The sequence below is a fragment of the Gordonia jinghuaiqii genome (genome assembly GCF_014041935.1).
GTDB classification, from domain to species: Bacteria; Actinomycetota; Actinomycetes; order Mycobacteriales; family Mycobacteriaceae; genus Gordonia; species Gordonia jinghuaiqii.
In genome coordinates this window covers 1,688,739-1,712,003 of record NZ_CP059491.1, presented here as the reverse complement: position 1 = coordinate 1,712,003, position 23,265 = coordinate 1,688,739, and the positions used below count along the sequence as shown (strand labels likewise).

At 67.4% G+C, this 23,265-nt stretch carries 22 protein-coding genes and 1 tRNA gene; 12 read left to right on the top strand and 11 right to left on the bottom strand.

What is annotated here, in order from left to right; all coding sequences use genetic code 11:
- Positions 1 to 79 precede the first annotated feature (79 nt).
- Positions 80 to 3,661 carry a transcription-repair coupling factor gene (mfd, locus tag H1R19_RS07580; RefSeq protein ID WP_219851127.1) on the bottom strand — a complete coding sequence of 1,194 codons (3,582 nt, stop codon included), beginning with the start codon at positions 3,659 to 3,661 and terminating at the stop codon, positions 80 to 82.
- Between the two features lie 92 nt (positions 3,662 to 3,753).
- On the opposite strand from mfd, the gene H1R19_RS07575 reads away from it, so the two are divergent.
- Positions 3,754 to 4,317: a GNAT family N-acetyltransferase gene (locus H1R19_RS07575; RefSeq protein WP_219851126.1), complete on the top strand. Its 564-nt coding sequence runs from the start codon at positions 3,754 to 3,756 to the stop codon at positions 4,315 to 4,317.
- Positions 4,318 to 4,319: 2 nt separating this feature from the next.
- On the opposite strand, the gene H1R19_RS07570 is transcribed toward H1R19_RS07575, so the two are convergent.
- Together H1R19_RS07570 and H1R19_RS07565 are read right to left on the bottom strand one after the other, a co-directional pair.
- Complete coding sequence (locus tag H1R19_RS07570) at positions 4,320 to 5,903, bottom strand: cation:proton antiporter family protein (RefSeq protein WP_188329946.1); 1,584 nt, start codon at positions 5,901 to 5,903, stop codon at positions 4,320 to 4,322.
- Positions 5,904 to 6,054: 151 nt separating this feature from the next.
- On the bottom strand, positions 6,055 to 6,756 hold the full coding sequence (locus tag H1R19_RS07565; RefSeq protein ID WP_188329880.1) for a TetR/AcrR family transcriptional regulator: 702 nt from the start codon (positions 6,754 to 6,756) through the stop codon (positions 6,055 to 6,057).
- 80 nt (positions 6,757 to 6,836) lie between these two features.
- On the opposite strand from H1R19_RS07565, the gene H1R19_RS07560 reads away from it, so the two are divergent.
- Positions 6,837 to 7,250, top strand: coding sequence for a nuclear transport factor 2 family protein (locus H1R19_RS07560; protein WP_188329881.1), 414 nt, complete (start codon positions 6,837 to 6,839; stop codon positions 7,248 to 7,250).
- A 61-nt stretch (positions 7,251 to 7,311) separates the two neighbouring features.
- On the opposite strand, the gene H1R19_RS07555 is transcribed toward H1R19_RS07560, so the two are convergent.
- Positions 7,312 to 7,962, bottom strand: coding sequence for a vitamin K epoxide reductase family protein (locus tag H1R19_RS07555; RefSeq protein WP_244970905.1), 651 nt, complete (start codon positions 7,960 to 7,962; stop codon positions 7,312 to 7,314).
- A gap of 135 nt (positions 7,963 to 8,097) precedes the next feature.
- On the opposite strand from H1R19_RS07555, the gene H1R19_RS07550 reads away from it, so the two are divergent.
- The 4 genes from H1R19_RS07550 (at position 8,098) to H1R19_RS07535 (ending at position 11,874) form a co-directional block, all read left to right on the top strand.
- Positions 8,098 to 8,742, top strand: a complete 645-nt coding sequence (locus tag H1R19_RS07550; protein WP_188329947.1) for an ABC transporter permease — start codon at positions 8,098 to 8,100, stop codon at positions 8,740 to 8,742.
- The gene (locus tag H1R19_RS07545) at positions 8,739 to 10,043 is read left to right on the top strand and encodes an ATP-binding cassette domain-containing protein (protein WP_219851124.1); all 1,305 of its coding nucleotides are present in this window, start codon (positions 8,739 to 8,741) and stop codon (positions 10,041 to 10,043) included. Before H1R19_RS07550 ends, H1R19_RS07545 begins: the two co-directional genes overlap by 4 nt.
- Entirely contained in the window at positions 10,040 to 10,858 is an 819-nt protein-coding gene (locus H1R19_RS07540) for an ABC transporter permease (protein ID WP_219851123.1), read from the top strand. Before H1R19_RS07545 ends, H1R19_RS07540 begins: the two co-directional genes overlap by 4 nt.
- A gap of 71 nt (positions 10,859 to 10,929) precedes the next feature.
- Positions 10,930 to 11,874, top strand: coding sequence for a glycine betaine ABC transporter substrate-binding protein (locus tag H1R19_RS07535; protein ID WP_372632121.1), 945 nt, complete (start codon positions 10,930 to 10,932; stop codon positions 11,872 to 11,874).
- An 84-nt stretch (positions 11,875 to 11,958) separates the two neighbouring features.
- Here the strand turns inward: H1R19_RS07535 and H1R19_RS07530 are convergent.
- Both H1R19_RS07530 and fabG read right to left on the bottom strand, forming a co-directional pair.
- Positions 11,959 to 12,030, bottom strand: a tRNA-Gln gene (locus H1R19_RS07530).
- A gap of 119 nt (positions 12,031 to 12,149) precedes the next feature.
- Positions 12,150 to 12,905, bottom strand: coding sequence for a 3-oxoacyl-ACP reductase FabG (fabG, locus tag H1R19_RS07525; RefSeq protein WP_219851121.1), 756 nt, complete (start codon positions 12,903 to 12,905; stop codon positions 12,150 to 12,152).
- Positions 12,906 to 13,192: 287 nt separating this feature from the next.
- Here fabG and glmU point away from each other — a divergent pair, with 287 nt between their 5' ends.
- On the top strand, positions 13,193 to 14,656 hold the full coding sequence (glmU, locus tag H1R19_RS07520) for a bifunctional UDP-N-acetylglucosamine diphosphorylase/glucosamine-1-phosphate N-acetyltransferase GlmU (RefSeq protein ID WP_219851120.1): 1,464 nt from the start codon (positions 13,193 to 13,195) through the stop codon (positions 14,654 to 14,656).
- Positions 14,657 to 14,733: 77 nt separating this feature from the next.
- Complete coding sequence (locus tag H1R19_RS07515; RefSeq protein ID WP_188329889.1) at positions 14,734 to 15,711, top strand: ribose-phosphate diphosphokinase; 978 nt, start codon at positions 14,734 to 14,736, stop codon at positions 15,709 to 15,711.
- 89 nt (positions 15,712 to 15,800) lie between these two features.
- Here H1R19_RS07515 and H1R19_RS07510 read toward each other — a convergent pair whose 3' ends face one another.
- On the bottom strand, positions 15,801 to 16,751 hold the full coding sequence (locus tag H1R19_RS07510) for an AraC family transcriptional regulator (protein WP_244970964.1): 951 nt from the start codon (positions 16,749 to 16,751) through the stop codon (positions 15,801 to 15,803).
- Positions 16,752 to 17,009: 258 nt separating this feature from the next.
- Here H1R19_RS07510 and H1R19_RS07505 point away from each other — a divergent pair, with 258 nt between their 5' ends.
- From H1R19_RS07505 to catA, 3 genes are all read left to right on the top strand, one after another.
- Positions 17,010 to 17,585 (top strand): flavin reductase family protein, encoded by a 576-nt coding sequence (locus tag H1R19_RS07505; protein ID WP_188329891.1) that lies wholly within the window; start codon positions 17,010 to 17,012, stop codon positions 17,583 to 17,585.
- A gap of 68 nt (positions 17,586 to 17,653) precedes the next feature.
- Positions 17,654 to 19,279, top strand: a complete 1,626-nt coding sequence (locus H1R19_RS07500) for a 4-hydroxyphenylacetate 3-hydroxylase family protein (RefSeq protein WP_188329892.1) — start codon at positions 17,654 to 17,656, stop codon at positions 19,277 to 19,279.
- Between the two features lie 37 nt (positions 19,280 to 19,316).
- On the top strand, positions 19,317 to 20,159 hold the full coding sequence (gene catA / locus H1R19_RS07495) for a catechol 1,2-dioxygenase (protein WP_219851118.1): 843 nt from the start codon (positions 19,317 to 19,319) through the stop codon (positions 20,157 to 20,159).
- Positions 20,160 to 20,211: 52 nt separating this feature from the next.
- Here the strand turns inward: catA and H1R19_RS07490 are convergent, their stop codons facing one another.
- The 4 genes from H1R19_RS07490 to H1R19_RS07475 form a co-directional block, all read right to left on the bottom strand.
- Positions 20,212 to 20,817, bottom strand: a complete 606-nt coding sequence (locus tag H1R19_RS07490; RefSeq protein ID WP_219851117.1) for a hypothetical protein — start codon at positions 20,815 to 20,817, stop codon at positions 20,212 to 20,214.
- A 60-nt stretch (positions 20,818 to 20,877) separates the two neighbouring features.
- On the bottom strand, positions 20,878 to 21,219 hold the full coding sequence (gene arsC / locus H1R19_RS07485) for an arsenate reductase (glutaredoxin) (RefSeq protein ID WP_219851116.1): 342 nt from the start codon (positions 21,217 to 21,219) through the stop codon (positions 20,878 to 20,880).
- 50 nt (positions 21,220 to 21,269) lie between these two features.
- Positions 21,270 to 21,536 carry a hypothetical protein gene (locus H1R19_RS07480; protein WP_188329896.1) on the bottom strand — a complete coding sequence of 89 codons (267 nt, stop codon included), beginning with the start codon at positions 21,534 to 21,536 and terminating at the stop codon, positions 21,270 to 21,272.
- Between the two features lie 403 nt (positions 21,537 to 21,939).
- Positions 21,940 to 22,389: a limonene-1,2-epoxide hydrolase family protein gene (locus H1R19_RS07475; RefSeq protein ID WP_219851115.1), complete on the bottom strand. Its 450-nt coding sequence runs from the start codon at positions 22,387 to 22,389 to the stop codon at positions 21,940 to 21,942.
- A gap of 238 nt (positions 22,390 to 22,627) precedes the next feature.
- On the opposite strand from H1R19_RS07475, the gene H1R19_RS07470 reads away from it, so the two are divergent.
- Positions 22,628 to 23,239, top strand: coding sequence for a 50S ribosomal protein L25/general stress protein Ctc (locus tag H1R19_RS07470; RefSeq protein ID WP_219851114.1), 612 nt, complete (start codon positions 22,628 to 22,630; stop codon positions 23,237 to 23,239).
- Positions 23,240 to 23,265 lie beyond the last annotated feature (26 nt).

Below are 23,265 nucleotides of genomic sequence, written 5' to 3'. Positions count from 1 at the left end.
CCCTGGTCAGCAACTTCGACGACATATTGTCGCCCGTGGCGCCCTGGAGGGCGCTCTCGTGGGGCGGTTTGAGCGGTGCTCAGCCGTTCGGATCCGGCTTGATCTGGGTCAGGAACGTGGTCACGAACTCGATGAGCTCGTCGTCGCGCAGCCGCGCCGAGCCCACGCCTCCGGTACGCGGGATCGGCAGGGTGACCACCGAGGTCGTCGCCCGGAAGGTCGCCGACGGGTAGAGCCGGCGCAGGCGCACCTGTTCGCTGTCGAGCAACTGCATCGGTGAGATCTTGAGACCCTGCCCCGCCAGCCCGATCTCGGCGACACCGCGTTCACGGCAGCGCAGGCGCAGTCGCGCGATCGAGGCGAGCCGGGTGGTCTCGACCGGCGGCGGGCCGTAGCGGTCGTTGAGTTCGACGAGCACCGAATCCACGGCGGCGTCGTCGGCGGCCGAGGCGAGCTTGCGGTACGCCTCGAGGCGCAGACGGTCGGAGTCGACGTACTCGACCGGGATGTGCGCGTCGACAGGTAGGTCGACGCGCACCTCCCCGGTCTCCTGCGTTTCGACCGGCTTGCCGTCGGCCGCAGCACGGTAGGCCTCGACGGCCTCACCGACGAGCCGCACGTACAGGTCGAAGCCGACACCGGCGACGTGACCGGATTGTTCTGCGCCGAGCACGTTTCCGGCTCCACGCAGCTCGAGGTCCTTGAGCGCCACCGCCATACCGGCACCGAGCTCGTTGTTCTGCGCGATCGTCGCCAGCCGGTCGTAGGCGGTCTCGGTCAGCGGACGGTCGGGGCTGTAGAGCAGGTAGGCGTACCCGCGTTCACGGCTGCGCCCCACCCGACCGCGCAGCTGGTGCAGCTGCGAGATACCGAAGTTCTCGGCGCGGTCGACGATGAGCGTGTTGGCGTTGGAGATGTCCAGACCGGTCTCGATGATCGTCGTACAGACCAGCACGTCGTATTCGCGGTTCCAGAACCCCGAGACCGTTCGTTCGAGCTGATCCTCCCCCATCTGGCCATGTGCGACAATGACTCTCGCCTCCGGAATCATCGCCGCGATGTCCCTGGCCGTCTTGTCGATGGTCGACACACGGTTGTGCACGTAGAACACCTGCCCGTCGCGCAGGAGTTCACGCCGGATGGCGGCGGCCACCTGTTTGGGTGCGTAGGCACCCACATAGGTGAGCACGGGATGCCGCTCCTCGGGCGGGGTGAGGATCGTCGACATCTCGCGGATGCCGGCCATCGACATCTCCAGTGTGCGCGGGATCGGGGTCGCCGACATGGTCAGCACGTCGACGTGGGTGCGCAGCGACTTGATGTGCTCCTTGTGCTCCACACCGAAGCGCTGCTCCTCGTCGACGATGACCAGACCGAGGTCCTTCCAGACGATTCCGGTCTGCAGGAGCCGGTGCGTACCGATGACCACGTCGACCTCACCGTTGGCCATCGCCTGGATGATCTCGCGGGATTCCTTGGGATCGGTGAACCGCGACAGGCCACGGACGCGCACCGGGAAGCCGCTCATGCGCTCGGTGAAGGTCTGCAGATGCTGTTGCGCGAGAATGGTTGTCGGCACGAGGACCGCGACCTGCTTGCCGTCCTGCACGGCTTTGAACGCCGCCCGGACCGCGATCTCGGTCTTACCGTAGCCGACGTCGCCGACCACGACGCGATCCATCGGGACGGGGCGTTCCATGTCCGCCTTGACCTCGGCGATGACGGTCAGCTGATCGACGGTCTCGGTGAAGTCGAAGGCGTCTTCCATCTCCTGTTGCCACGGGGTGTCGGGGCCGAAGGCGTGACCGGGGGCGGCGTGGCGGGCCGCGTACAGCTGCACCAACTCCCCGGCGATCTCCCGAACAGCCTTGCGCGCCTTGCGTTTGGTGTTCTGCCAGTCCGACCCGCCGAGCTTGGACAGCGACGGCTGCTCGCCGCCGACATAGCGGGACAACTGATCCAGGGCGTCCATGGGCACGTAGAGCCGGTCGGCCGGCTGCCCGCGCTTGCTCGACGCGTACTCCAGGACGAGGTACTCGCGGCGCGCCCCCGAGACGGTGCGCTCGATCATCTCGACGAACTTGCCGATGCCGTGCTGGTCGTGCACGACGAGGTCACCCGCGGCCAGCGCGAGCGGATCGACCTGGTTGCGACGCTTGGCCGGAAGTTTGCGTCCGTCACGGACATTGGCGACGCGCGTACCGGTGAGGTCGGCCTCGGCGACCACCACCAGACCGGCGTCGGGACACACGATGCCCGCGCGCAGCGGCGCACAGAAGACCGCCACCTCCCCGGGCTCCGGACGGTGCCCGGGCTCGGCGATCACGTAGGGCACCTCGGCCTCGGACAGCCGCTCCCCGACGCGCTGCGCGGTGCCCTTGCCCGCGACGACGATCGCCGCGGTCTTGCCGTCGGCGACATGGGCGCGCAACTGCGCGAAGGTCGCCGCGATCTCACGTTCGTCGCCACGGGGTGCGGGCCCCGGGCCCAGGTCGAGTTCGAGTTCGTCGCCGCTGCCGGTCGCGAGCGGACTGAGCGTCCACCACTGCCGCCCGGTCGCGAGAGTCGTCGTACGCACCTCGTCGAGCGGCCGGTAGGCGCTGGCCTGCAGGTCGATGCCGATGCTCTCCGACGACCGGCCGTCGATCGGCGCCTGCGCACCCATGGCTGCCGCGGTCCAGGACGCCTCGAGGAACTCCGCGCCTGTCTTCGACAGGTCCGACGCCCGCGTCCGCACCTTCTCGGGGTCGAGGATGAGCACACGCATCGACGCCGGGATCACCTCGGTCAGCAACTGCATCTCACCGTCGACGAGCGCGGGGATCAGGGCCTCCATGCCCTCCACCGGAATTCCCTCGGTCAGCTTGCCGAGCATCTCGGTGAGGGTCGGGTCGTCGGGGTTGGCCGCCGCGAGATCGCCCGCGCGCGCACGGACTTTCTCGGTCAGCAGCAGCTCCCGGCCCGGGTGGATACGCACCTCGGTGGTCTCGACCTCGGGCTGGCTGCGCTGGTCGGCCACCGAGAAGGCACGCATCTCGGTGATCTCGTCGCCCCAGAACTCCACTCGCACAGGGTGGTCGGCGGTGGTCGGGAAGACGTCGAGGATGCCGCCGCGAACGGCGAACTCGCCGCGTCGTCCGACCATGTCGACACGCTCGTAGGCCATCTCGACCAACTGGGCCAGCAGGGCGTCGAAGTCGACCTCGATGCCCTCCCGCAGGGTCACGGTGGCGACGTCGGCGAGACCGGGGGCCATCGGCTGGACCAACGAACGAACCGTGGTGACCACGATGCGCAGCGGATTGTCGCCGGGGTTGGCCAGTCGATGGAGTACCGCGAGTCGCTGACCGACGGTGTCGGCGCTGGGCGAGAGCCGCTCGTGCGGCAGCGTCTCCCACGAGGGGAACTGCGCGACGGCATCGGCGTCGTCGAGGAGTTCACCGAGTTCCGCGGTCAGATCGTCGGCCTCACGACCGTTGGCCGAGACGACCAGCAGCGGCGTCTGCGCATCGGCGGCCATGCACGAGACCAGGAAGGGCCTCGCCGCGTCCGGGGCGGTGATGTCGAGCCGACGCTCCTCGCGGCGCTCGTGGACCTCGCGGAAAGACTTGTCCGCACACGCGAGCGCGGCCAGACCGGACAGGGCACGGGGCTTCGACACTCCGCCGATTGTATGTGGCGCCGATCCGCGCACCACCGCCCCCTCAGCTCTCGAGTTCGGCGGCCCGATCGGGCTGGCCTACCCTCATCCGCATGACCGAGAGGGCACCCGACGCCGGACGCACGCGGATCCGTGTCACCGACGCGACCGTCGACGACTGTGAGGCCGTCGCCGAGATCTACGCGCATTACGTGCTGCACACCGTCGCAACCTTCGACTATGTCGTCCCCTCGCCGGCCCAGTGGCAGGCCAAGCATGCGGCGATCACCTCGGCCGGGCGGCCGTTCGTCGTCGCGAGAGCGCTCGACGAGACCGGCTCCGAACAGGTCGTCGGATACGCCTACCTCGGCACATTCCGCACGATGCCGGCCTACGACCTGTCCACCGAGGACTCGATCTACGTGGCTCCGGGCTTCGGCGGTCGCGGGATCGGGTCGACGTTGATGGCGGCGATGCTCGAGCGGACGAACCCCGAGAACGTGCGGCAGATCGTGGCGGTGATCGCCGCGACCGGAGGCGAGGGTTCGATCGCGTTGCACGCCCGCCACGGTTTCGCCGAGGTCGGCCGGTTACGGTCGATCGGCCACAAGGCCGGCCAGTGGATCGACTGCGTCTACATGCAGAAAGACCTCTGGGCCGACGCGCCGGTTCCCTAGTCTCAGCGGTCGAGCCCCGCGGCCTCGGCCGCGGCGTCGGCGAGACCGACCCCGGTGCCCTCATAGATGTGGAAGGCCACGTCCGCTCCCCGGCCGAGCAGTTCGCCGCGCTCGTCGTCGTACTGGGCCACCACGGCCACCGTGCCGTCGAAGTCCCGCTCGGCGACCCGGTCCAGCGCCACCAGGTTGGAGCCGTGAAACGGCATCGCCAGCACCAGCAGTTCGACGCCGGCGACGCCGACACAGCGATCCCAGAACGCCGTCTCGGTGGCGTCGGCCTCGATGACCCGCAGGCCGCGTCCCCGCAGCGCGTCGACCTTGACGGGATCGTTCTCCACGCCGACGACGCTGAGTCCGTATTCGTCGACGAGACGTTCATAGGCAGAACTGCCCACCCGGCCCAGGCCGAGGACCACCGCACGTGCGGGAGCGAGATCGATCGGCGCGTCCTCGGGGTGGCGGCGAGCGGCGGGGGTCGTCGGGACAAAGGCGGACAGCTTGCTCACCAGCCGCGAACCGCGACGGTTGACCAGGGTCGAGAACACGAAACTCGCCGCGACGGCGACGGAGGTGACGACGAGCCAGTCCCCCTCGAGAAGGTCCGCGTCGACCCCGGTGGAGATCACGATGAGGCCGAACTCGGAGAAGTTGGCCAGCGCGAGGCCGGCGAGGATCGAGGTACGACGACGAAGACCGAACAGGGCCAGCACCAGGGTGAACAGCGCGGCTTCGATGGGCAGCAGGAGTACCAGCAGCAGACCCAGGGCAACGGTCTCCGGGGTCGGCGTGACATGGAGACCGATCGAGACGAAGAACCCGACCAGCAGCAGTTCACGAAGGCCGAAGAGGGTGCGCGAGAGCTCGGAGGCGCGAGGGTGTGAGGCCAGCAGCACCCCGATGATCATCGCCCCGAAGTCACCCTTGATCCCCACCGACTCGAACAGCCAGTAGCCGGGCACCAGCGCCATCGTCACGCCGAAGAGGGTCTGCAATTCGCCGTGCCCGAGCCGGTTCCACAGTCGACGGACGATCCACCCCCCGGGGACCAGCAGCACCAGCGCCAGCGCCCACGGGCTCGGTGGCTCGCCGCGCATGGCCGTGAGATAGGCGACGGCGACGACGTCCTGCAGGACGAGGATGCCGATGGCGATGCGTCCGTAGAGGGAATGGGATTCGGAGCGTTCGTCGAGGACCTGCACCACGAACACCGTGCTGGAGAACGACAGCGCGAAGCCGAGGATCGCGAGGGTCTGCCACCCCTCGCCCATCAGCATCCGGACCCCGACCGTCGAGAGGAGACCGAGGAAGCCCGTCGTGAGTCCCATGATGACCGCGAGGTTGATGGCCGTGGTGAGAAAGACCTCGCGCCGGAACAGCATTCGCAGGTCGAGCTTGAGTCCGATGGTGAAGAGCAGGATCGTCACCCCCAGCTCTGCGAGGGTGTCGATGATCGGCAACTCGTCGATCCCCGGCGCATGCAGGATGAACCCCGCCGCCAGATAGCCGACGAGGGTGGGCAACCGGACCAACCGCGCCAGGAATCCGCACACGAAGATCACGACGAGATAGATGCCGACGGTCTCCACTGGCCGGGGTTTCCTCTCCTGCTCGGCCACGGTGCGCACACCACGATGTGTCGGAGATTAGCGGGCTCCGGCGCGCCAGGAGAGGTGACCACGCCGGGCGCCTGAGGGTGGTCCGGCCAGATGCGGACCGGCGATTGTGCGGGGCGAGGTGTCAGGCGTCGTCGACGGTGGTCCGCCGCAGGGGTTCGGTGTACTCCGGCCCGACGAGAGGAGGCTCGGGATCGAGCCGGGTGAGCCCGTTCCAGCACAGGTTGACCAGATGCGCCGCCACGACCTCTTTCGACGGCTCCCGGACGTCGAGCCACCACTGCGCGGTCACCGACACCATGCCGACGAGCGCCTGGGCGTAGAGCGGTGCGAGTGCGGGATCGAAGCCGCGGCGTTCGAAATCCCCGGCCAGGATGTGCTCGACCTGACTGATCGCGTCATTGAGAAGGCTTGAGTAGGTGGCTGTTTCGCCGGTACCCGCCGTGCTGTCGCCGCGGACCAGAATACGGAAACCGTCGGTGCGTTCCTCCATGTAGGTCAGGAGCGCGAGCGCGACCTGCTGGATGCGATACAGCGAACGGTTCTTCGACAGCGACGACGTCACCATCTCCAGCAGGGTCTCCATCTCGCGGTCGACGACCACCGCGTACAAGCCCTCTTTGCCGCCGAAATGCTCGTAGACGAGCGGCTTCGAGACCCCCGCGCGCTGGGCGATCTCCTCGATGGCCGTGCCCTCGTAACCCCGCTCTGCGAAGAGTCCGCGAGCGACCTCGATGAGCTGCAGCCGCCGCTGGGCGCCGGTCATCCGCGCCCGAGGAGCTCGCTGCACCTCGGCCGAACCTTCCGTCGGACGCCCGATCCCCATGCGCCCAGGGTAGGACCAGACCGGTCCAATCCCCCAATGTTGCGGCGATTCGCCTGCCAGACTGCTGACGTGAGGACCGCATGTTGAGCATCGAGGAGATCTCCGCCCGCCTGGAGATCCAGCAGACACTGACCGCTTACGCCACCGCCGTGGACTCCCGCCGGTTCGACGACCTCGACCCGCTGTTCACCGCCGACGCCCGGCTCGACTTCAGCGTGATGGGCGGCGTCGTGGGCAGCCTCGCCGAGTCCAAGGCCTGGCTCGCCGAGATGCTGCCGGCATTCACGGCGTACTGCCACTTCCTCGGCAACCACGAGTTCGAGATCGACGAGTCCCGCGCACGCACCCGCACGATGTGCCTCAATCCCATGCAGACCGAGTCCTCGACATTCCTCATCGGGCTCTGGTACCGCGATGAATGGGAGCTCGTCGACAACCGGTGGCTGATCTCCTCACGCACCCTCGAGAGGTGCTTCGACGCCCAGGTCGCCTGACCGGCTGAGCCCTCCCCTGCCGGTCGAGCCCCGTGCTGCCGGTTGAGCCCCGTCGAAACCCTCAGTACAGGCTCGACCAGTACGACCAGAACCGCACCGCGATCAACACGATCACGACGCCGACGGCCAGGACCAGGACGGCCGCGTGGCTGCGGGCGAGGAACAGCGCGAGCCCCGAGCGTGAGGTCAGTCCGCTCGCATGTGCGTTGCGCACGGTGACGAACACGAAGATCGGCAGCGTGGCCGCCCACACGACCATGCAGTACGGGCACAACGCGCCGATCGAGTACAGGCTCGAGTAGATCAGCCAGCAGATGAACGCCATCGCCAGGGTCACGCCGACCTGCAGTCCCGCCCAGAACCATCCCGCGAACCGCGCGCCGGCGAACAGGGCCGCGCCGATGGTGATCACCACCGCGAAGCCGGCGACGCCGAGCAGCGGATTGGGGAAACCGAACAGCGCGGCCTGCGGCTGCGCCATCACCGACCCGCAGCTCAGCACCGGGTTGAAGTTGCACGACGGCACGTAGTCGGGGTCGGCGGCGAGCTCGAAACGCTCGACCGTGAGCACGAACGACGCCACGAAGCCGATGACCCCGCCGACGCCGAGCACCCAGGCGACGATCCGTGTCCAGGACTTCACCGCATCGGCAAGCAGAGCCGCGTCGTCCTCGGGTTCGGCATCCGGCTCGGTCCTCGCATTGTCGATCACTGTTCCAGGATGACACCTGCGCGGCGAGAGATCGACCCACGGTGCGCCCGTGGCACACTGGATCGGTCCAAATGTCGGCATCGTGCCGCACGCGTGCGTAATGTCGACTCCGACGCCGGGGATGGGACACCGATAGTGCAATTGTGGGATTACATCAGTGACAACGCACGGTCTCTCACGTTCTTGACGTACCAGCATGCGTCGCTGTCGTTTCAGACGGTGCTGGTGGGCACCGTCATCGCGATCGCCGTGGCCGCCCTCGTCTATCGATTGCCGGTCGTGGGCGCCTTGACGTTGACGTCGAGCCGTGTGGCACTGACCATTCCGTCGCTCGCGCTGCTCGCGCTGCTCATCGTCCCGTTCGGACTCGGCGTGACACCGTCGTTCCTGATGCTCGCCTTCTTCGCGATGTTGCCGGTGATCGGCAATGCGGTCGTCGGACTCCGCTCGGTGCCGGCGTCGGTGGTCGAATCCGCACGCGGCATCGGACTTTCGCGCTGGCGCATCCTGTTCACCGTCGAGTTGCCGATCGCGTGGCCGGTGATCCTGACCGGAATCCGGGTGTCGACCCAGATGATCGTCGGTATCGCCGCGATCGTCGCCTATGTACTCGGCCCGGGGCTCGGTTCCCTGATCTTCAACGGACTCTCCCGCCTCGGCGGTGCCAATGCTCTCGAGATGGCGCTCGCCGGAACGATTCTCATCGTGATCATCGCGCTCGTCTTCGACGCGCTCCTGGTTCTGCTCGGCCGACTCACCATCTCCAAGGGACTCTCATGACCGACCTCACCACCTCGCCGACGCGAGACAGCAAGGATCGCAACGTCAGCGGGGAATCGATCCGGCTCGACGGCGTCGTCAAGCGTTATCGCGGTTCGTCCGAGCCGGCCGTCGCACAGCTCGATCTCGAGGTCGAGGCCGGCGACATCGTCGCCTTCGTCGGACCGTCGGGCTGCGGCAAGACCACGACGCTCAAGATGATCAACCGGCTCATCGAACCCACCGAGGGCCGCATCTACATCGGCGGACGCGATGTGACCGAGGAGAACCCGGACTGGCTGCGCCAGTCCATCGGGTACGTGATCCAGTCCGGCGGCCTCTTCCCGCACTGGTCGGTGAGCAAGAACATCGGCGCGATCCCGCGAATCCTCAAGTGGGACAAGAAGCGGATCGACGAACGAACCGAATACCTGCTCGACCTCGTCGGCCTGGATGCGGCGACCTTCGCCGACCGGCTGCCCAAGGACATGTCCGGCGGTCAGCAGCAACGTGTCGGCGTGGCCCGCGCACTCGCCGCCGACCCGCCGGTGCTGCTGATGGACGAGCCGTTCGGCGCGGTCGACCCGATCACTCGGGCACGGTTGCAGGACAAACTGATCGCGATCCAGCACGAGCTCGCCAAGACGATCGTCATCGTCACCCACGACTTCGAAGAGGCCACCAAACTGGGCGACAAGGTGCTGATCCTCTCCGAGGGCGGCCGCGTCGAGCAGTACGCGCCGCCGGAGGAGATCCTCGCCAACCCGGCCAGCCCGTTCGTCGAGGAGTTCGTGGGTTCCGGTGCGACCCTTGCTCATCTGACACTCACCCGCGTGCGCGATGTGGAGATCAGAGATGTCGTGACCGCACGCGTCGGCGAACCCTCCGGCAGCGTCGTGGGTCGTGCCAGGGCAGCCGGTGAGGACTGGGTGGCCGTCGTCGATCAACACGGTCGCCCCCGCGCCTGGCCGTCGATCGCCGAGATCAAGGCCAAACCCGAGATCTCGGACTACCTCGACCCGCGACTTCCCGTGGTCGCCCAGTCGTCGACGCTCAACGACGCCCTCGACTCCATGCTCGCCACCAGCCAGGGCGGTGTGCTCGTCACCGACGGCCGCGGTGCCGTCGTCGGAGCGCTGAACATCGCCGCCGTCATGGAGGCCATCCGCGACCAGCTCGCGACCGTGCGCGACGACGACCACGTCGGCTATCTCGATCACGCCGATGGGTCGGCGCCCGTGGAGACCCCGGTCGTGGCAGCCGACGACACCAGCGGCGACACCACCGTGATCGGCACGCCCGAGCCGAGCGTCGACCGATGACGGGCTTCATCGCCGAGGAAGCCGAGATCACCGCGACCGGTCCGGCGGCAACGCTCGGTTCGGCCGGGGAAGGGCGTCGTGGACGCTTCTCACGCATCCCGGTCGACGTGTGGTTCGAGCCGCTGGTGATCGTCGTCGTCACCGCCGGTTTCGTGATCTGGTACCAGAACACGACTTTCACCGAGACCGAGAGCGCGTCGATGTCGTGGCCCGCCCTGCAGGCGACGATCATCGATCACATCCAGCTGACGCTCGTGGCGACGGTCATCGTGGTGTGCATTGCCATCCCGCTGGGGATCGTGCTCACCCGTCCGTCGATGCGATGGCTCAATCCGATCGTGGTCAACATCGCCAACATCGGGCAGGCCGCACCGGCCATCGGCCTGCTCGTGTTGTTCACCTTCTGGCTCGGCACCGGTTTCAACACCGCCGTCGTCGGTCTCGTCGTCTATGCCGTGCTCCCCATCCTGCAGAACACGATCGTGGGTCTGCGGCAGGTCGATCAGCGGACGGTCGAGGCCTCGCGGGGAATCGGACTGTCCGCCGCTCGCACGCTGTTCCAGGTGGAGTTGCCGCTGGCCGTCCCGGTGATCCTCAACGGGGTCCGGATCGCGCTGGTCATCCTGGTCGGCACCGCGACGCTGAGCACCTTCATCGGGGCACCGAGTCTCGGGACCGTCATCACCACCGGCATCACACTGTTCCTGCCGAAACTGCTTGTCACCGGCGCCATTCTCGTCGCGCTGCTCGCGATGACGATCGACTGGCTGGGCAGGCTCGTCGAGCTCGTCGCGACGCCCCGGGGGATCTCATGAGAGCGCACCGCCCCAGAACCCCTCACCCCAGAGCCCATCGCCGGGCTCTGGCGATCCTGGCCGCGTCGGTGATGACGCTGGTCATGCTGACCGCATGTGGTCTGGTCAGCTCGTCGGGCACCTTCCGCGCCGCCTCGCTGCCCGGCGGTGAACGCCCGCTGGAGGGCACCTCGATCGCGGTGACGTCGAAGAACTTCACCGAACAGGTTCTGCTCGGCAAGATCACCGCCACCTATCTGGCCGCGGCCGGAGCCGAGGTCGACGACCTCACCAACGCACCCGGATCCATGTCCTCGCGGCAGGCCTTGCTCAATGGCGACGCCGACATCGTCTGGGAGTACACCGGCACGGCCTGGCAGACCTACCTCGGCGAGACCGAGACCATCGCCGACCCACAGGAACTCTGGGAACGAGTCCGTGACGCCGAGCGCGCCAACGGCGTCGAGTGGCTACCGTCGGCGTCGTTCAACAACACCTATGCGTTCGCGGCGGCCAGCCCCACCGCGCAGAAACTGAACGTGAAGACCATGTCCGACATCGCCAGGCTCCCCGAGTCGGAACGCACCTTCTGCATCAACGACGAGTTCCTCTCTCGCGCGGACGGTTTCATACCGATGCTCAAGGCCTACGGCATCCCGCTCGGTGAACCGGGCGGCGTCCCGAAGGGCAACCTGACGACCATGGACTCCGGCGTCGTCTACACCTCCACGGCACGCAGCGAACCCTGCAACTTCGGCATGGTCTACTCCACCGATGGTCGCATCAAGAATCTCGACCTCACCGTGCTGGAGGACGACCGGAAGTTCTTCCTGCCCTACAGCGGTTGCGTCGTGATCAACACTGGCCTCCACGAGGCCAACCCGGAGATCGCCGAGCTGATGGCCCCCCTGTCGGCCAAGCTCACCGACCCGCTCATGCAGGAACTGAACGGACTCATCGACATCGACGGCCAGGACCCCGCGGATGTGGCCTACGACTGGCTCATCAAGGAAGGGTTCATCGTTCCGGTGGATTGATTCGGGCACCGGCACTGTTCGTGCGAGCTCACGGCCACCGTCTTCTCGCGGCGCGCCCGAGCTCCGCCACCGGAACACTTGGAGCTCCCCCACCAGGACTCGAACCTGGAATGCCTGAACCAAAATCAGAAGTGTTGCCGATTACACCATGGGGGATCACTGCGCTGACGATTGTGCCACAGCCTTCGGGCAGTCACGTCAGGCCACTGCACGACCTCGTTCCGACTCCCAGACCTCGATCGAAGTCCAGGAGTCGAAACGAAGTCTGCGGGTGATCAGTCCTTCGGACCACCGGCGACGTAGACCACCTGACCGGAGACGAAGCCTGCACCCTCGCTGATGAAGAACGACGCGGTGTGGGCGATGTCCTCCGGCGCACCGATCCGGTTGACCGGGATCTGGCTCGCGGCGGCCTTCTTGAAGTCCTCGAAGGGCACACCCATGCGCTCGGCGGTGGCGGCGGTCATCTCGGTCTCGATGAAGCCGGGAGCAATGGCGTTGGCGGTCACGCCGAACTTGCCGAGCTCGATGGCGAGGGTCTTGGTGAAGCCCTGCATGCCCGCCTTGGCGGCGGAGTAGTTCGCCTGGCCCCGGTTGCCCAGCGCCGAGGTGCTCGACAGGTTGACGATGCGGCCCCAGCCGGCGTCGACCATGTGCTTCTGTGCGGCCTTGGTCACGTTGAACGCACCGCGCAGGTGCACGGCGAGGACGGCGTCCCAGTCGTCGACGGTCATCTTGAACAAGAGGTTGTCGCGCAGGATGCCCGCGTTGTTGACGACGACGGTCGGGGGTCCGAGCTCCTCGACGACCTTGTCGACACCCGCCTTCACCGAGGCCTCGTCGGCGACGTCGGCACCCACCGCGATGGCCTTGCCACCGGCGTCGGTGATCGCCTTGACGGTGTCGGCGCAGGCATCGGCGTCGAGGTCGAGGACGGCCACGGCCAGCCCGTCCTCCGCCAGGCGCTTGGCCACGGCCGCGCCGATGCCCCGGGCCGCGCCGGTCACGATCGCCGTTTTCTGCGTGCTCATCCATTACCTCCGTGTGGTCTGTTCCCGCACCGGAGATCTCCGGTGCGGTTGGTCCGCTCCACCGCGTGCGAGCGAGACGGTCGGCGTCACCCAGGTGCATACCGACCGATCGCTCGGGGATTTGCGGTCCCTTGTTTTCTATCAGGCCAGGTGGCCGGTGAGCCCGGCAACGGCGCGGTGCATTTCTGCCGTCGGCCGCCGGTGCGTAGGATCGCACCCGACGTGCCTGAGCAAACCCGTCCCAGACTCGGGTTGCGGACACCGATTCAGGAGAGGGTGGACATTCGATGACGGGAGCATCGCCATCCGTGGCCGTGATCGTCCTGGCCGCGGGCGCCGGTACCCGCATGAAGTCCACGACCCCCAAGATTCTGCACACCATCGCCGGGCGATCCCTTCTCGGACACGCCCTCCACGGCGCAGCCGACACAGATCCCGATCACCTCGTCGTCGTCGTCAGCCACGAGCGTGAACGCGTCTCCGCCGCCGCTACCGACATCGCGGGCGAACTGGGCCGCACGATCACCGTCGCCGAGCAGGACGCACCCCGCGGCACCGGCGACGCCGCCCGGGCCGGACTCACCGGCCTGCCCGCCGACTTCGACGGCACGATCATCATCACCGCCGCCGACGTCCCCCTCCTCGACGCCGAGACGCTGCGCGGGCTCGTCGCCACGCACACCGCGGACGGCGGCGCCGCCGTGACGCTGACCAGCTTCGACGCCGACGACCCGACCGGGTACGGACGCATCATCCGCGCGGAGGACACCTCCGTGCTGGCCATCGTCGAACACAAGGATGCGACCCCCGACCAGCGGTCGATCACCGAGGTCAACGCCGGGGTGTACGCCTTCGACGCCGCCGCGCTGCGCGAGGGCCTGTCGAAGCTGTCGACCGACAACGTCCAGGGCGAGTACTACCTCACCGACATCGTGGAGATCGCCCGCGACGCCGGCCGGTCCGTTCGCGGCTTCAGCGTGGCCGATCCCGTACTGGTCGCCGGATGCAACGACCGCGTCCAGCTCGCCGCACTCGGCGCCGAACTCAACCGGCGCATCGTGCGACGCCACCAGCTCGACGGCGTGACCGTCGTCGACCCGGCCAGTACCTGGATCGACATCGACGTCACGATCGAACCGGACGTGCGCATCGAACCGGGCACCCAGCTCCGCGGCCGCACGCGCATCGCCACCGACGCCGTCGTCGGCCCCGACACCACGCTGACCGATGTCACGATCGGCGCGGGGGCGCAGGTCATCCGCACCCACGGCAGCGACGCGGTCATCGGCGAAGCCGCCACCGTCGGCCCGTTCGCCTACCTCCGACCCGGCACCACGCTCGGCGTCGCAGGCAAGATCGGCACCTTCGTCGAGACGAAGAACGCGACGATCGGCGACGGCTCCAAGATCCCCCACCTCACCTATGTCGGCGACGCCACGATCGGCGAGCAGTCCAACATCGGGGCGTCGAGCGTTTTCGTGAACTACGACGGCGTGACCAAGCACCGCACGGTGATCGGCGACCACTGCCGGACCGGTTCGGACAACATGTTCGTCGCCCCGGTGACCGTCGGCGACGGGGCATACACCGGAGCCGGAACTGTCGTGCGGCAAGATGTACCGCCGGGCGCCCTCTCGGTCTCGGCGGGCGACCAGCGTGTCATCGAGGACTGGGTCGTGCGCAAGCGGCCCGACACCGCGGCGGCACGTGCGGCGCAGAAGGCTCGCGAACGCGATCCCGGGCCGGCCTGAGGGCAGACCCGCGCCAGACCCCTGTCGCCACCAGCGACAGGTGATTTTCTCAAAACGACACGAACAGAAGAGTTTTCATGACCTGGACCACCGACAACCAGAAGAACCTGATGCTGTTCTCTGGTCGTGCCCACCCCGAGCTGGCCGAAGCCGTTGCCGACGAACTGGGCATCAAGGTGACCCCTCAGACCGCCCGCGACTTCGCCAATGGCGAGACCTTTGTTCGTTTCGAGGAGTCGGTGCGCGGTTCGGATGCCTTCGTCCTGCAGAGCTGCCCGGTCCCGCTGAACCAGTGGGTCATGGAGGCGCTGATCATGATCGACGCCCTCAAGCGCGGCTCGGCCAAGCGGATCAGCGTGATCCTGCCGTTCTACCCCTACGCCCGCCAGGACAAGAAGCACCGCGGACGTGAGCCCATCTCGGCACGCCTGATCGCCGACCTGCTGAAGACCGCGGGCGCCGACCGCATCATCACCGTCGACCTGCACACCGACCAGATCCAGGGCTTCTTCGACGGCCCGGTCGACCACATGCACGCCCTCGGTCAGCTCGCAGGCTACGTCTGTGACACCTACGGCACCGACAACATCACCGTCGTCTCGCCGGACTCCGGCCGTGTGCGCGTCGCCGAGAAGTGGGCCGACGCCCTCAACGGCGCACCGCTGGCCTTCATCCACAAGACCCGTGATCCGTTGGTGCCCAACCAGGTCAAGTCCAATCGCGTGGTCGGCGAGGTCGAGGGCCGCACCTGCGTCCTCATCGACGACATGATCGACACCGGCGGCACCATCGCCGGCGCGGTTCGCGTACTCAAGGACGCCGGCGCCGGTGACGTCATCATCGCCACCACCCACGGTGTGTTCTCCGACCCGGCCGCCGAACGTCTCGCATCATGCGGCGCCAAGGAGGTCATCGCGACCGACACGCTGCCCATCCCCATGGACAAGCGCTTCGCGAACCTGACCGTCCTCTCGATCGCCCCGCTGCTCGCCCAGACGATCCGCGAGGTCTTCGAAAACGGGTCCGTCACAAGCCTTTTCGACGGCATCGCCTGACCCGTCGCTTTCGCCGAAGCCGCGCCCGGCCGTTCTCTGCGAACGACGGGCGCGGCTTTGTTCGGTGACCTCAGGGCGTGTGCGTGGCCTCAGGCTCCGTGCCGTCGCGTTTCCGACGGCGTGACCCCGTACTTGCGGCGGTACGCCGCGGCGAACCGGCCGGTGTGCATGACCCCCCAGCGGGTTGCGATGTCGGTGATGGTCGCGGTCTCGCTTCCGGCGAGCAGATCGTTGTGGATGCACTCGAGCCGAACGTCGAGCAGGTACTCCATCGGGCTGAGCCCGACGCACTCGCGGAAACCCTGCTGCAGGCGACGCGCGCTGACCGCGCCGATCTCGGCGAGTTCGCCGACGGTCCACGGATGAGCCGGATCGAGGTGGATCGCGTCGATCACGCGCTTGACCGTCCGTGGCCGGGTGCCGGCGCAGACCTCGTCGGTCTCGGGCAGCGCCGCGACGACGAGAGCCGTCGTGAGCATGCCGCCGAGTTGCTCGGCCATCCGCTCGTTGCGCAGCAACACACTCTCCGACTGCGCCACCTGCTGACGTGCCGACCGCAGCAGACCCAGCCACTCCGCGCCGGCACCGGTCCGGAGGTCGAGCTGACGGACCAGTGAACGTCCGGGGCGCCCCGCGATCCGGTCGATCTCGCGCTGCAGATAGTCGCGGTCGATCTTGAAGCCGATGATCTCGCACGTCCGGCTCCAGTTGGTGATCACCGTCGGCGTGTCCGGCGGATTGAGCGTCGCCTGACCCGGCTCCGAGACGATCTCGCGACCCTCGGTGATCGACGACAGCCTGCCCGCAAGCGGGATGTTGATGGCCCACGCCCCCGGGTGATCGGAGTCGATCGAGACGTCGGCGCCGAAACCGATGCGGGCGAGCACCGTCGAACCGATCGCGGTGGATTCGAGCCGGTAGCGCGAGGCGTCGTCGCGTGACAGGGGCCGCAGTTCGTGCGGGAAGTACGCGTCGGCGACGACGTGGTGAACCTCGTCCCAGTCGGCGTTGCCCGAGTACACGACACGTTTCGACGTCACTTCATCCCGCGGGACGGGTGCGTCGTCGGTCCCGGTCCCGGGCGGCGGTTGAGCCCTCACGGAGTTCAGCCTAGCTGTGACACCTATCACTTCCCATACCTCCCGGAGAGCCTGATCGCATCGGGTGCGCAAAGCGGATCGCGGCTTCGCAATGAGGATCGACGGTCTGTGATCGCGGTCATACCTTGGGTCCACACCAGCACACGAGCACCTCGGTCATCCGATCGACAAGGTGCGACGACGAAGGAGCTGATCCCCATGGACCAACGGACGATGCGCAACATCTTCGGCCAGTTCGCCAGCGGCGTCACGGTCATCACCTGCGAGAACGGCGAGGGCGAGCGTCATGGCGCCACGGTCACGGCGTTCACCGCGATCTCGCTGGAACCACGTCTGTGCCAGGTGACGCTGACCCGCAAGTCCAAGGCATGCGGTTACCTCGAAGATGCGCCGTTCGCGGTGAACGTGCTGGCCGCCGATCAGCTCGACACCGCCATGCACTTCGCCGGCAAACCGCAGACCCCCGGACCCGAGTGGAACCCGCAGTGGCTGGTCCCGGCCCTCGCCGGTAATGCCGCCACGCTGATCTGCACTCCGTGGGCGTCCTACGACGGCGGCGACCACGTCATCTACGTCGGCGAGATCGTCGACGCCCACGTCGACGCCGACGCCGAACCGCTGTTGTTCTACCGCAGCAAGTTCCATGAGCTCGGCGACCCCTCCGGCGCCGCGGCCTACTGCGGCAGCCTCGACGACCCGCACAGCCGTTGGTTCGACAGCTCGGCCCGGTTCACGCCGAGCTGCGTGCCGATGCCGAACGCCATCCCGGCCTGACCGACGCCCTCCGCACCATCCCGATGACATCCGAATCAACGCCCCGCACAACACAAGTGAGGACCACCATGACCGCAACCGACATCTTCCCCGACACCGAGACCGGCACCGTCGATCGCTCCAAGGTGAACGTCGCCGCCGACTGCGAGGCCAACCGCACCCAGAACTTCGCCTCCAAGCCGATGACCGGCGACGAGTACATCGACTCGCTGCGCGACGACCGTGAGATCTGGCTCAACGGTGAACGCGTCAAGGACGTCACCACCCACGAGGCCTTCCGCAATCCGATCCGCATGACCGCCCGTCTCTACGACGCGATGCACGATCCGGCGACCGCCGACAAGGTCACCGCTCCCACCGACACGGGCAACGGCGGCGTGACGATGCCGTTCTTCCGCGCGCCCAAGTCGTCGGAGGATCTGGTCAAGGACCGCGACGCGATCGCGACCTGGGCCCGGATGACGTATGGCTGGATGGGCCGCAGCCCCGACTACAAGGCCAGCTTCCTCGGTACGCTGCATGCCAATTCGGAGCTCTACGCGCCGTTCCAGGACAATGCCGAGCGCTGGTACAAAGAGTCGCAGGAGAAGGTCCTGTACTGGAACCACGCCATCATCAACCCGCCGGTCGACCGCCAGCTGCCCCCGGATGAGGTGGGCGATGTGTTCATGAAGGTGGAGAAGGAGACCGACGCCGGTCTGATCGTCTCCGGCGCCAAGGTGGTGGCCACCGGATCGGCGATCACCAACTACAACTTCATCTCCCACTACGGCCTGCCCATCAAGAAGAAGCAGTTCGCCCTGATCTGCACCGTCCCGATGGACGCGCCGGGCGTGAAGCTGATCTGCCGCTCGTCCTACACCCAGCAGGCCGCGGTCATGGGCACCCCGTTCGACTACCCGTTGTCGAGCCGCATGGACGAGAACGACACCATCTTCGTCTTCGACAAGGTGCTCGTGCCGTGGGAGAACGTCTTCATGTACGGCGACGTCGACAAGATCAACTCCTTCTTCCCGCAGTCGGGCTTCCTGCCCCGCTTCACCCTGCAGGGCTGCACCCGCCTCGCGGTCAAACTCGACTTCATCGCCGGGCTGCTGATGAAGGCACTCGACTGCACCGGCGCCGGCGGGTTCCGCGGCGTGCAGACCCGCGTCGGTGAGGTCATCGGCTGGCGAAACCTGTTCTGGTCGTTGAGCGATGCCATGGTCCACAACCCCGAGCCGTGGATCGGTGACAACGTGATCCCCCAGCTCGAATACGGCCTCACCTACCGCATGTTCGCCCAGCAGGGCTACCCGCGCGTGAAAGAGATCATCGAGCAGGACGTCGCGTCGGGTCTGATCTACCTGCCCAGCAGCGCCGCCGACTTCAAGAGCCCCGACGTGCGTCCCTATCTCGACAAGTATGTCCGCGGCTCCGACGGCATCGTCGCGGTCGACCGCGTGAAGGTGATGAAGGCGCTGTGGGACTCGATCGGCAGCGAGTTCGGTGGTCGCCACGAGCTCTACGAGCGCAACTACGCCGGCAACCACGAGGGCGTCAAGGCCGAGCTGCTGATGTTCGCCGAGAACCGCGGCACCGTCACCCAGATGAAGGGGTTGGCCGAGCAGTGCCTGTCCGAGTACGACCTCGACGGCTGGACCGTCCCTGACCTCATCGGCAACGACGACGTCAGCTATTTCGGCAACCGCTGATCAGCCTCCCCATCTCTCCAGATCGGAAAGACACACCATGACCACCATCGAACGTCCGACCGCCGCCGGTTCCGGCAGCGCGGCGACCGCGAACTTCGCCGGTGAGCGATTCACCGCCGACACGACTCCCGAACGGCTGTCGGCCATCGCCACCGACGTCTTCGCCGGGTTCAGCGCGCTCATCGACAAACACGAGATCACCTACGACGAGTACCGAGTCCTCAAGCAGTGGCTCATCGAGGTCGGCGAGGGAGGCGAATGGCCGCTGTTGCTCGATGTGTTCGTCGAACACGACATCGAAGAGGTGAATTCGCGAAAGTACAAGGGCTCCAAGGGAAGCATCGAAGGTCCCTATTACCTCGCCGACGCCCCGCTGCTCCCCGCGAAGGCCACGCTCCCGATGCGCCCCCAGGATGCGCGGGAGACACCGTTCGTCCTCCACGGACAGGTGCGCGACCTCGCGGGTGCGCCCTTGGCCGGGGCCACCGTCGAGATCTGGCATGCCGACGCCGAGGGCTTCTACTCCGGGTTCGCCCCGCACATTCCCGACTGGAACCTGCGTGGCACGGTCGTGGCCGACGGCGAGGGCCGCTACGAGATCACCACCATCCGGCCTGCCCCGTACCAGATCCCGACCGACGGACCGACCGGCACATTCATCGAGGCCGCAGGGTGGCATCCGTGGCGGCCGGCACACCTTCATCTGCGGGTGTCCGGAAAGGGTCAGCACCCGATCATCACCCAGCTCTACTTCACCGGTGACCGGTGGCTGGACAGCGATGTCGCCTCGGCGACCAAGCCCGAACTGCTACTCGATCCGAAACCCGATGAGCAGGGCCGTAATTCGGTCCGCTACGACTTCGTACTCGACCCCGAGTAGCGAGGCCGACGGCCGTCCGGGCCCAACCCCCCTGGGGCCCGGGCAGCCCCGGTCACCGCCGGCGGCGTCGCCCGGCGCCGGCGACCGCTGCCACCGCGGCGGCCAGCAGCCCCACCCCTACTGCGATGCCGCCGCCCACCAGCCACCCCGACCCCGTCGGGGTGGCTGAGTCGTTCGGCATCGGTGCCGCGCCCGGCGCCGGATCGAATGCCGGTCCCGCGATGCGATCGACGTCGGCCGGCGAGATCTCCAGATTCGAACACAGGGAAGCGCCCCACTCCCCGGGGCCGGTCTCGACGCCGCCGCCCGGCCAACCGAGGACGACGACGCTGCGGGCGCCCTCCGTCAGGGAAATCCCGCACGCCCCACCGGTCGACGCGGTGACGACGGTGACCGTCGACGGCAGTTGCTTCTTGTACGACCGCTCCACGTCCACCGTGTATCGGGTACCCGAACCGTGCGACGCGGTGTCGACGACCGTCCCGACGACCACGGCCGGCGCCTGCGCGATCGTCTTCTCGACCGGGACCTGGGCGCACGAGCATGCGCACGCCGATCCAGGGGTGAGCGCGGTCAGCGCGAGAACGCAACCCGCGGCGACCGCCAGACCCGATACGCGCCGTCGAATGTCGCGCCGTCGAATGTCTCCGATGCCCATCTCGAGATCCTAAGACGCGGACGGCGAGCACGACGTCGTGAACAGCAGATGACAGACGGCTCAGAGAATCTCGTCGAGCTTGTCGAGCGGTCGCGGAATACGGGTTCCCTTGTCGGTCACCACAATCGGGCGTTCGACGAGAATCGGATGGTCAACCATCGCGTCGAGGATCTCCTGGTCGGAGGCAGAAGCCAGGTCGAGCTCGGCGTACAGCGCCTCACGCTTGCGGACGGCCTGCTGCGGGGTGAGTCCCGCATCGGCCAACAACGTCACGAGTTGCTCGCGGGTGTACGGCTCGTCGAGATACTTCACGACGGTCGGTTCGACACCGGCGTCCCGCAGCGCCTGCAACGCCTTACGCGAGGTCGAACACTTCGGGTTGTGATAAATCGTCGCGTCCACGGTGCACACCGTACCCCGCACGTAGGCGGTGGCCGCCGGGGTCGGTGATCTCATCCTCGCGTGAACTCGACCCGGTCGACGGTGTCGCCGGCGGTGCTGGTGATCACCGCGAGCAGCGCCCTGCCCGGCGGCTGGACGCGGACGGTCACCGTGCCGGCGGTCGTCGCGTCGAGCTGTTCGACGATGGCGTCGTGCAGGGCGGTGACGGTCTCGTCCCCGTTCTGGTCTGCGCGCTCGGCGGGACTCCCCAGCCCACCTTCGTCGAACAGCTGGACGACCACGCCGCGCCCGCGCGCCTGCCACACCGCGTCGACCACGCGTCCAGAACGGGTGCGCGGATGGAGTCGCGCAATCTGGCCTCGAGCAGCGCCGCCCGCGTGACCTCCTCCTCGGTGAGCTCGGGCCCTTCGGCGATCCGAACGAGGAGCGGGCGGGCGATCGAGGTGATGCGTGCTGTACCGCCGCCTCGATCGCCTCGAGGACCACCTCGCGCGGCGCAGCCCTGCTGACCACGCCGAGCACGCCCGCGCGTGCCGCCTCACGCATCAGCGCGGGATGCTCACCGGAGGTGTAGACGAGCACGTTGTGGCCGCGTTCGTGCAGGGGACGGACATTGGCCTCGGGCGTGCTCCCGTCGGCGAGCAACACGATCACGACCCGTGACGGCAAAAAGGACAAAGCCGACCGGCGAAAACCAAGTCACCGCCGAACGACGAAACCCTAGGTCAGTGCCGCCCGGGGTGCCGGCAGGGGCTTGACGAGCGAGGGCAGGGCGAGCGCCGCGATACCGCGCGCCAGCGCCTTGGTCATGTCGAAGTAGTCGAAGTAGTCCCGCCACACCGTGATCCGGCCGTCACGGACCTCGAATCGACCGCACACCCAGAACTGCAGGTGCAGCCGGCCGAAGCGCAGTTCGTCGACCCGCTCGGTGAGGACGACGCCGGCGTCGTCGGCGCTCACATTGATCATGCGGTAGTTGAAGCCGACCGAGTCGTAGCGGGCGACGCCGCCCAGGACTTCGGCGACCTTCTTCTTGCCGCGGAGGGTGGGGAGCGACACGTTGGTGTACGCGATGTCGTCGTCGACGGTCGCCAACGCGGCAGATGTGTCGCCGCGGGCGAATTCGTCGAGCAGCGTCGTCACGATCTCGATCGGGGTATGTGAGGTCATGGCAGGCCAGTATGCCAACCGAACACCACCGGCCGGGCGCGATGTGACATCAGGGCAGGTCATCGACTAACCTGGCCGACGTTGTCTCGGCGAGGGTGACCCAGTCACCGTGATCGGCGCGACCATCGCAGTTTTCCTCGGTACCCTCTGGGCCGGTGAATGTCCGCGGTCGGTGTCCGTGCCCGTCGCTGCTCGTCGCGACGGTAGAAATCGCACACCTGATCACGAGGAGTTCATCATGGTCGCCACGACCACCAAGCTGTCCGTCAACACCCGCACCGAAAAGGGCAAGGGCGCCGCACGTCGCGCTCGCCGCGAGGGCAAGGTCCCCGCCGTGCTCTACGGCCACGGCACCGACCCGCAGCACCTGCACCTTCCCGCGCGCGAATTCGCCGCGATCCTGCGTAACAACGGCCTCAACGCCATCATCGAACTCGACGTCGAGGGCACCAGCCAGCTCGCACTGACCAAGCAGGTCGACGTCCACCCGATCCGCAACTACATCGAGCACGTCGACCTGCTCCTCGTCCGTCGTGGCGAGAAGGTCACCATCGAGGTCTCGATCGTCGTCGAGGGCGACCCAGCACCGGGCACCCTGGTCGTCTCCGACGCCAGCGTCATCGAGCTCGAGGCCGATGCCCTGTCGATCCCCGAGCAGATCGTCGTCAGTGTCGAGGGCGCCGTCGCCGGCACCGCCGTGCATGCCTCGGATCTGGACCTGCCCGAGGGCGTCACCCTGATCGCCGATCCGGAGACGCTCATCGTCGCCATCAACGAGCAGACCGCGTCCACCGAGTCCGACGCCGACGCGGCAGAAGCCGGCGAGGCATCCACCGAGCAGTCCGAGTAAACCAACCCCCGACTACTCGGTACGAG

Bases quoted from the DNA above. Each gene is read 5' to 3' on its own strand.
- catA (WP_219851118.1), top strand. From the start codon at position 19,317: ATGACCACCATCGAACGTCCGACCGCCGCCGGTTCCGGCAGCGCGGCG.
- H1R19_RS07470 (WP_219851114.1), top strand. From the start codon at position 22,628: ATGGTCGCCACGACCACCAAGCTGTCCGTCAACACCCGCACCGAAAAG.
- H1R19_RS07545 (WP_219851124.1), top strand. From the start codon at position 8,739: ATGACCGACCTCACCACCTCGCCGACGCGAGACAGCAAGGATCGCAAC.
- H1R19_RS07475 (WP_219851115.1), bottom strand. From the start codon at position 22,389: ATGACCTCACATACCCCGATCGAGATCGTGACGACGCTGCTCGACGAA.
- fabG (WP_219851121.1), bottom strand. From the start codon at position 12,905: ATGAGCACGCAGAAAACGGCGATCGTGACCGGCGCGGCCCGGGGCATC.
- glmU (WP_219851120.1), top strand. From the start codon at position 13,193: ATGACGGGAGCATCGCCATCCGTGGCCGTGATCGTCCTGGCCGCGGGC.
- H1R19_RS07565 (WP_188329880.1), bottom strand. From the start codon at position 6,756: ATGGGGATCGGGCGTCCGACGGAAGGTTCGGCCGAGGTGCAGCGAGCT.
- H1R19_RS07515 (WP_188329889.1), top strand. From the start codon at position 14,734: ATGACCTGGACCACCGACAACCAGAAGAACCTGATGCTGTTCTCTGGT.
- H1R19_RS07560 (WP_188329881.1), top strand. From the start codon at position 6,837: ATGTTGAGCATCGAGGAGATCTCCGCCCGCCTGGAGATCCAGCAGACA.
- H1R19_RS07505 (WP_188329891.1), top strand. From the start codon at position 17,010: ATGGACCAACGGACGATGCGCAACATCTTCGGCCAGTTCGCCAGCGGC.
- H1R19_RS07535 (WP_372632121.1), top strand. From the start codon at position 10,930: ATGACGCTGGTCATGCTGACCGCATGTGGTCTGGTCAGCTCGTCGGGC.
- H1R19_RS07490 (WP_219851117.1), bottom strand. From the start codon at position 20,817: ATGGGCATCGGAGACATTCGACGGCGCGACATTCGACGGCGCGTATCG.
- H1R19_RS07500 (WP_188329892.1), top strand. From the start codon at position 17,654: ATGACCGCAACCGACATCTTCCCCGACACCGAGACCGGCACCGTCGAT.
- H1R19_RS07540 (WP_219851123.1), top strand. From the start codon at position 10,040: ATGACGGGCTTCATCGCCGAGGAAGCCGAGATCACCGCGACCGGTCCG.
- H1R19_RS07575 (WP_219851126.1), top strand. From the start codon at position 3,754: ATGACCGAGAGGGCACCCGACGCCGGACGCACGCGGATCCGTGTCACC.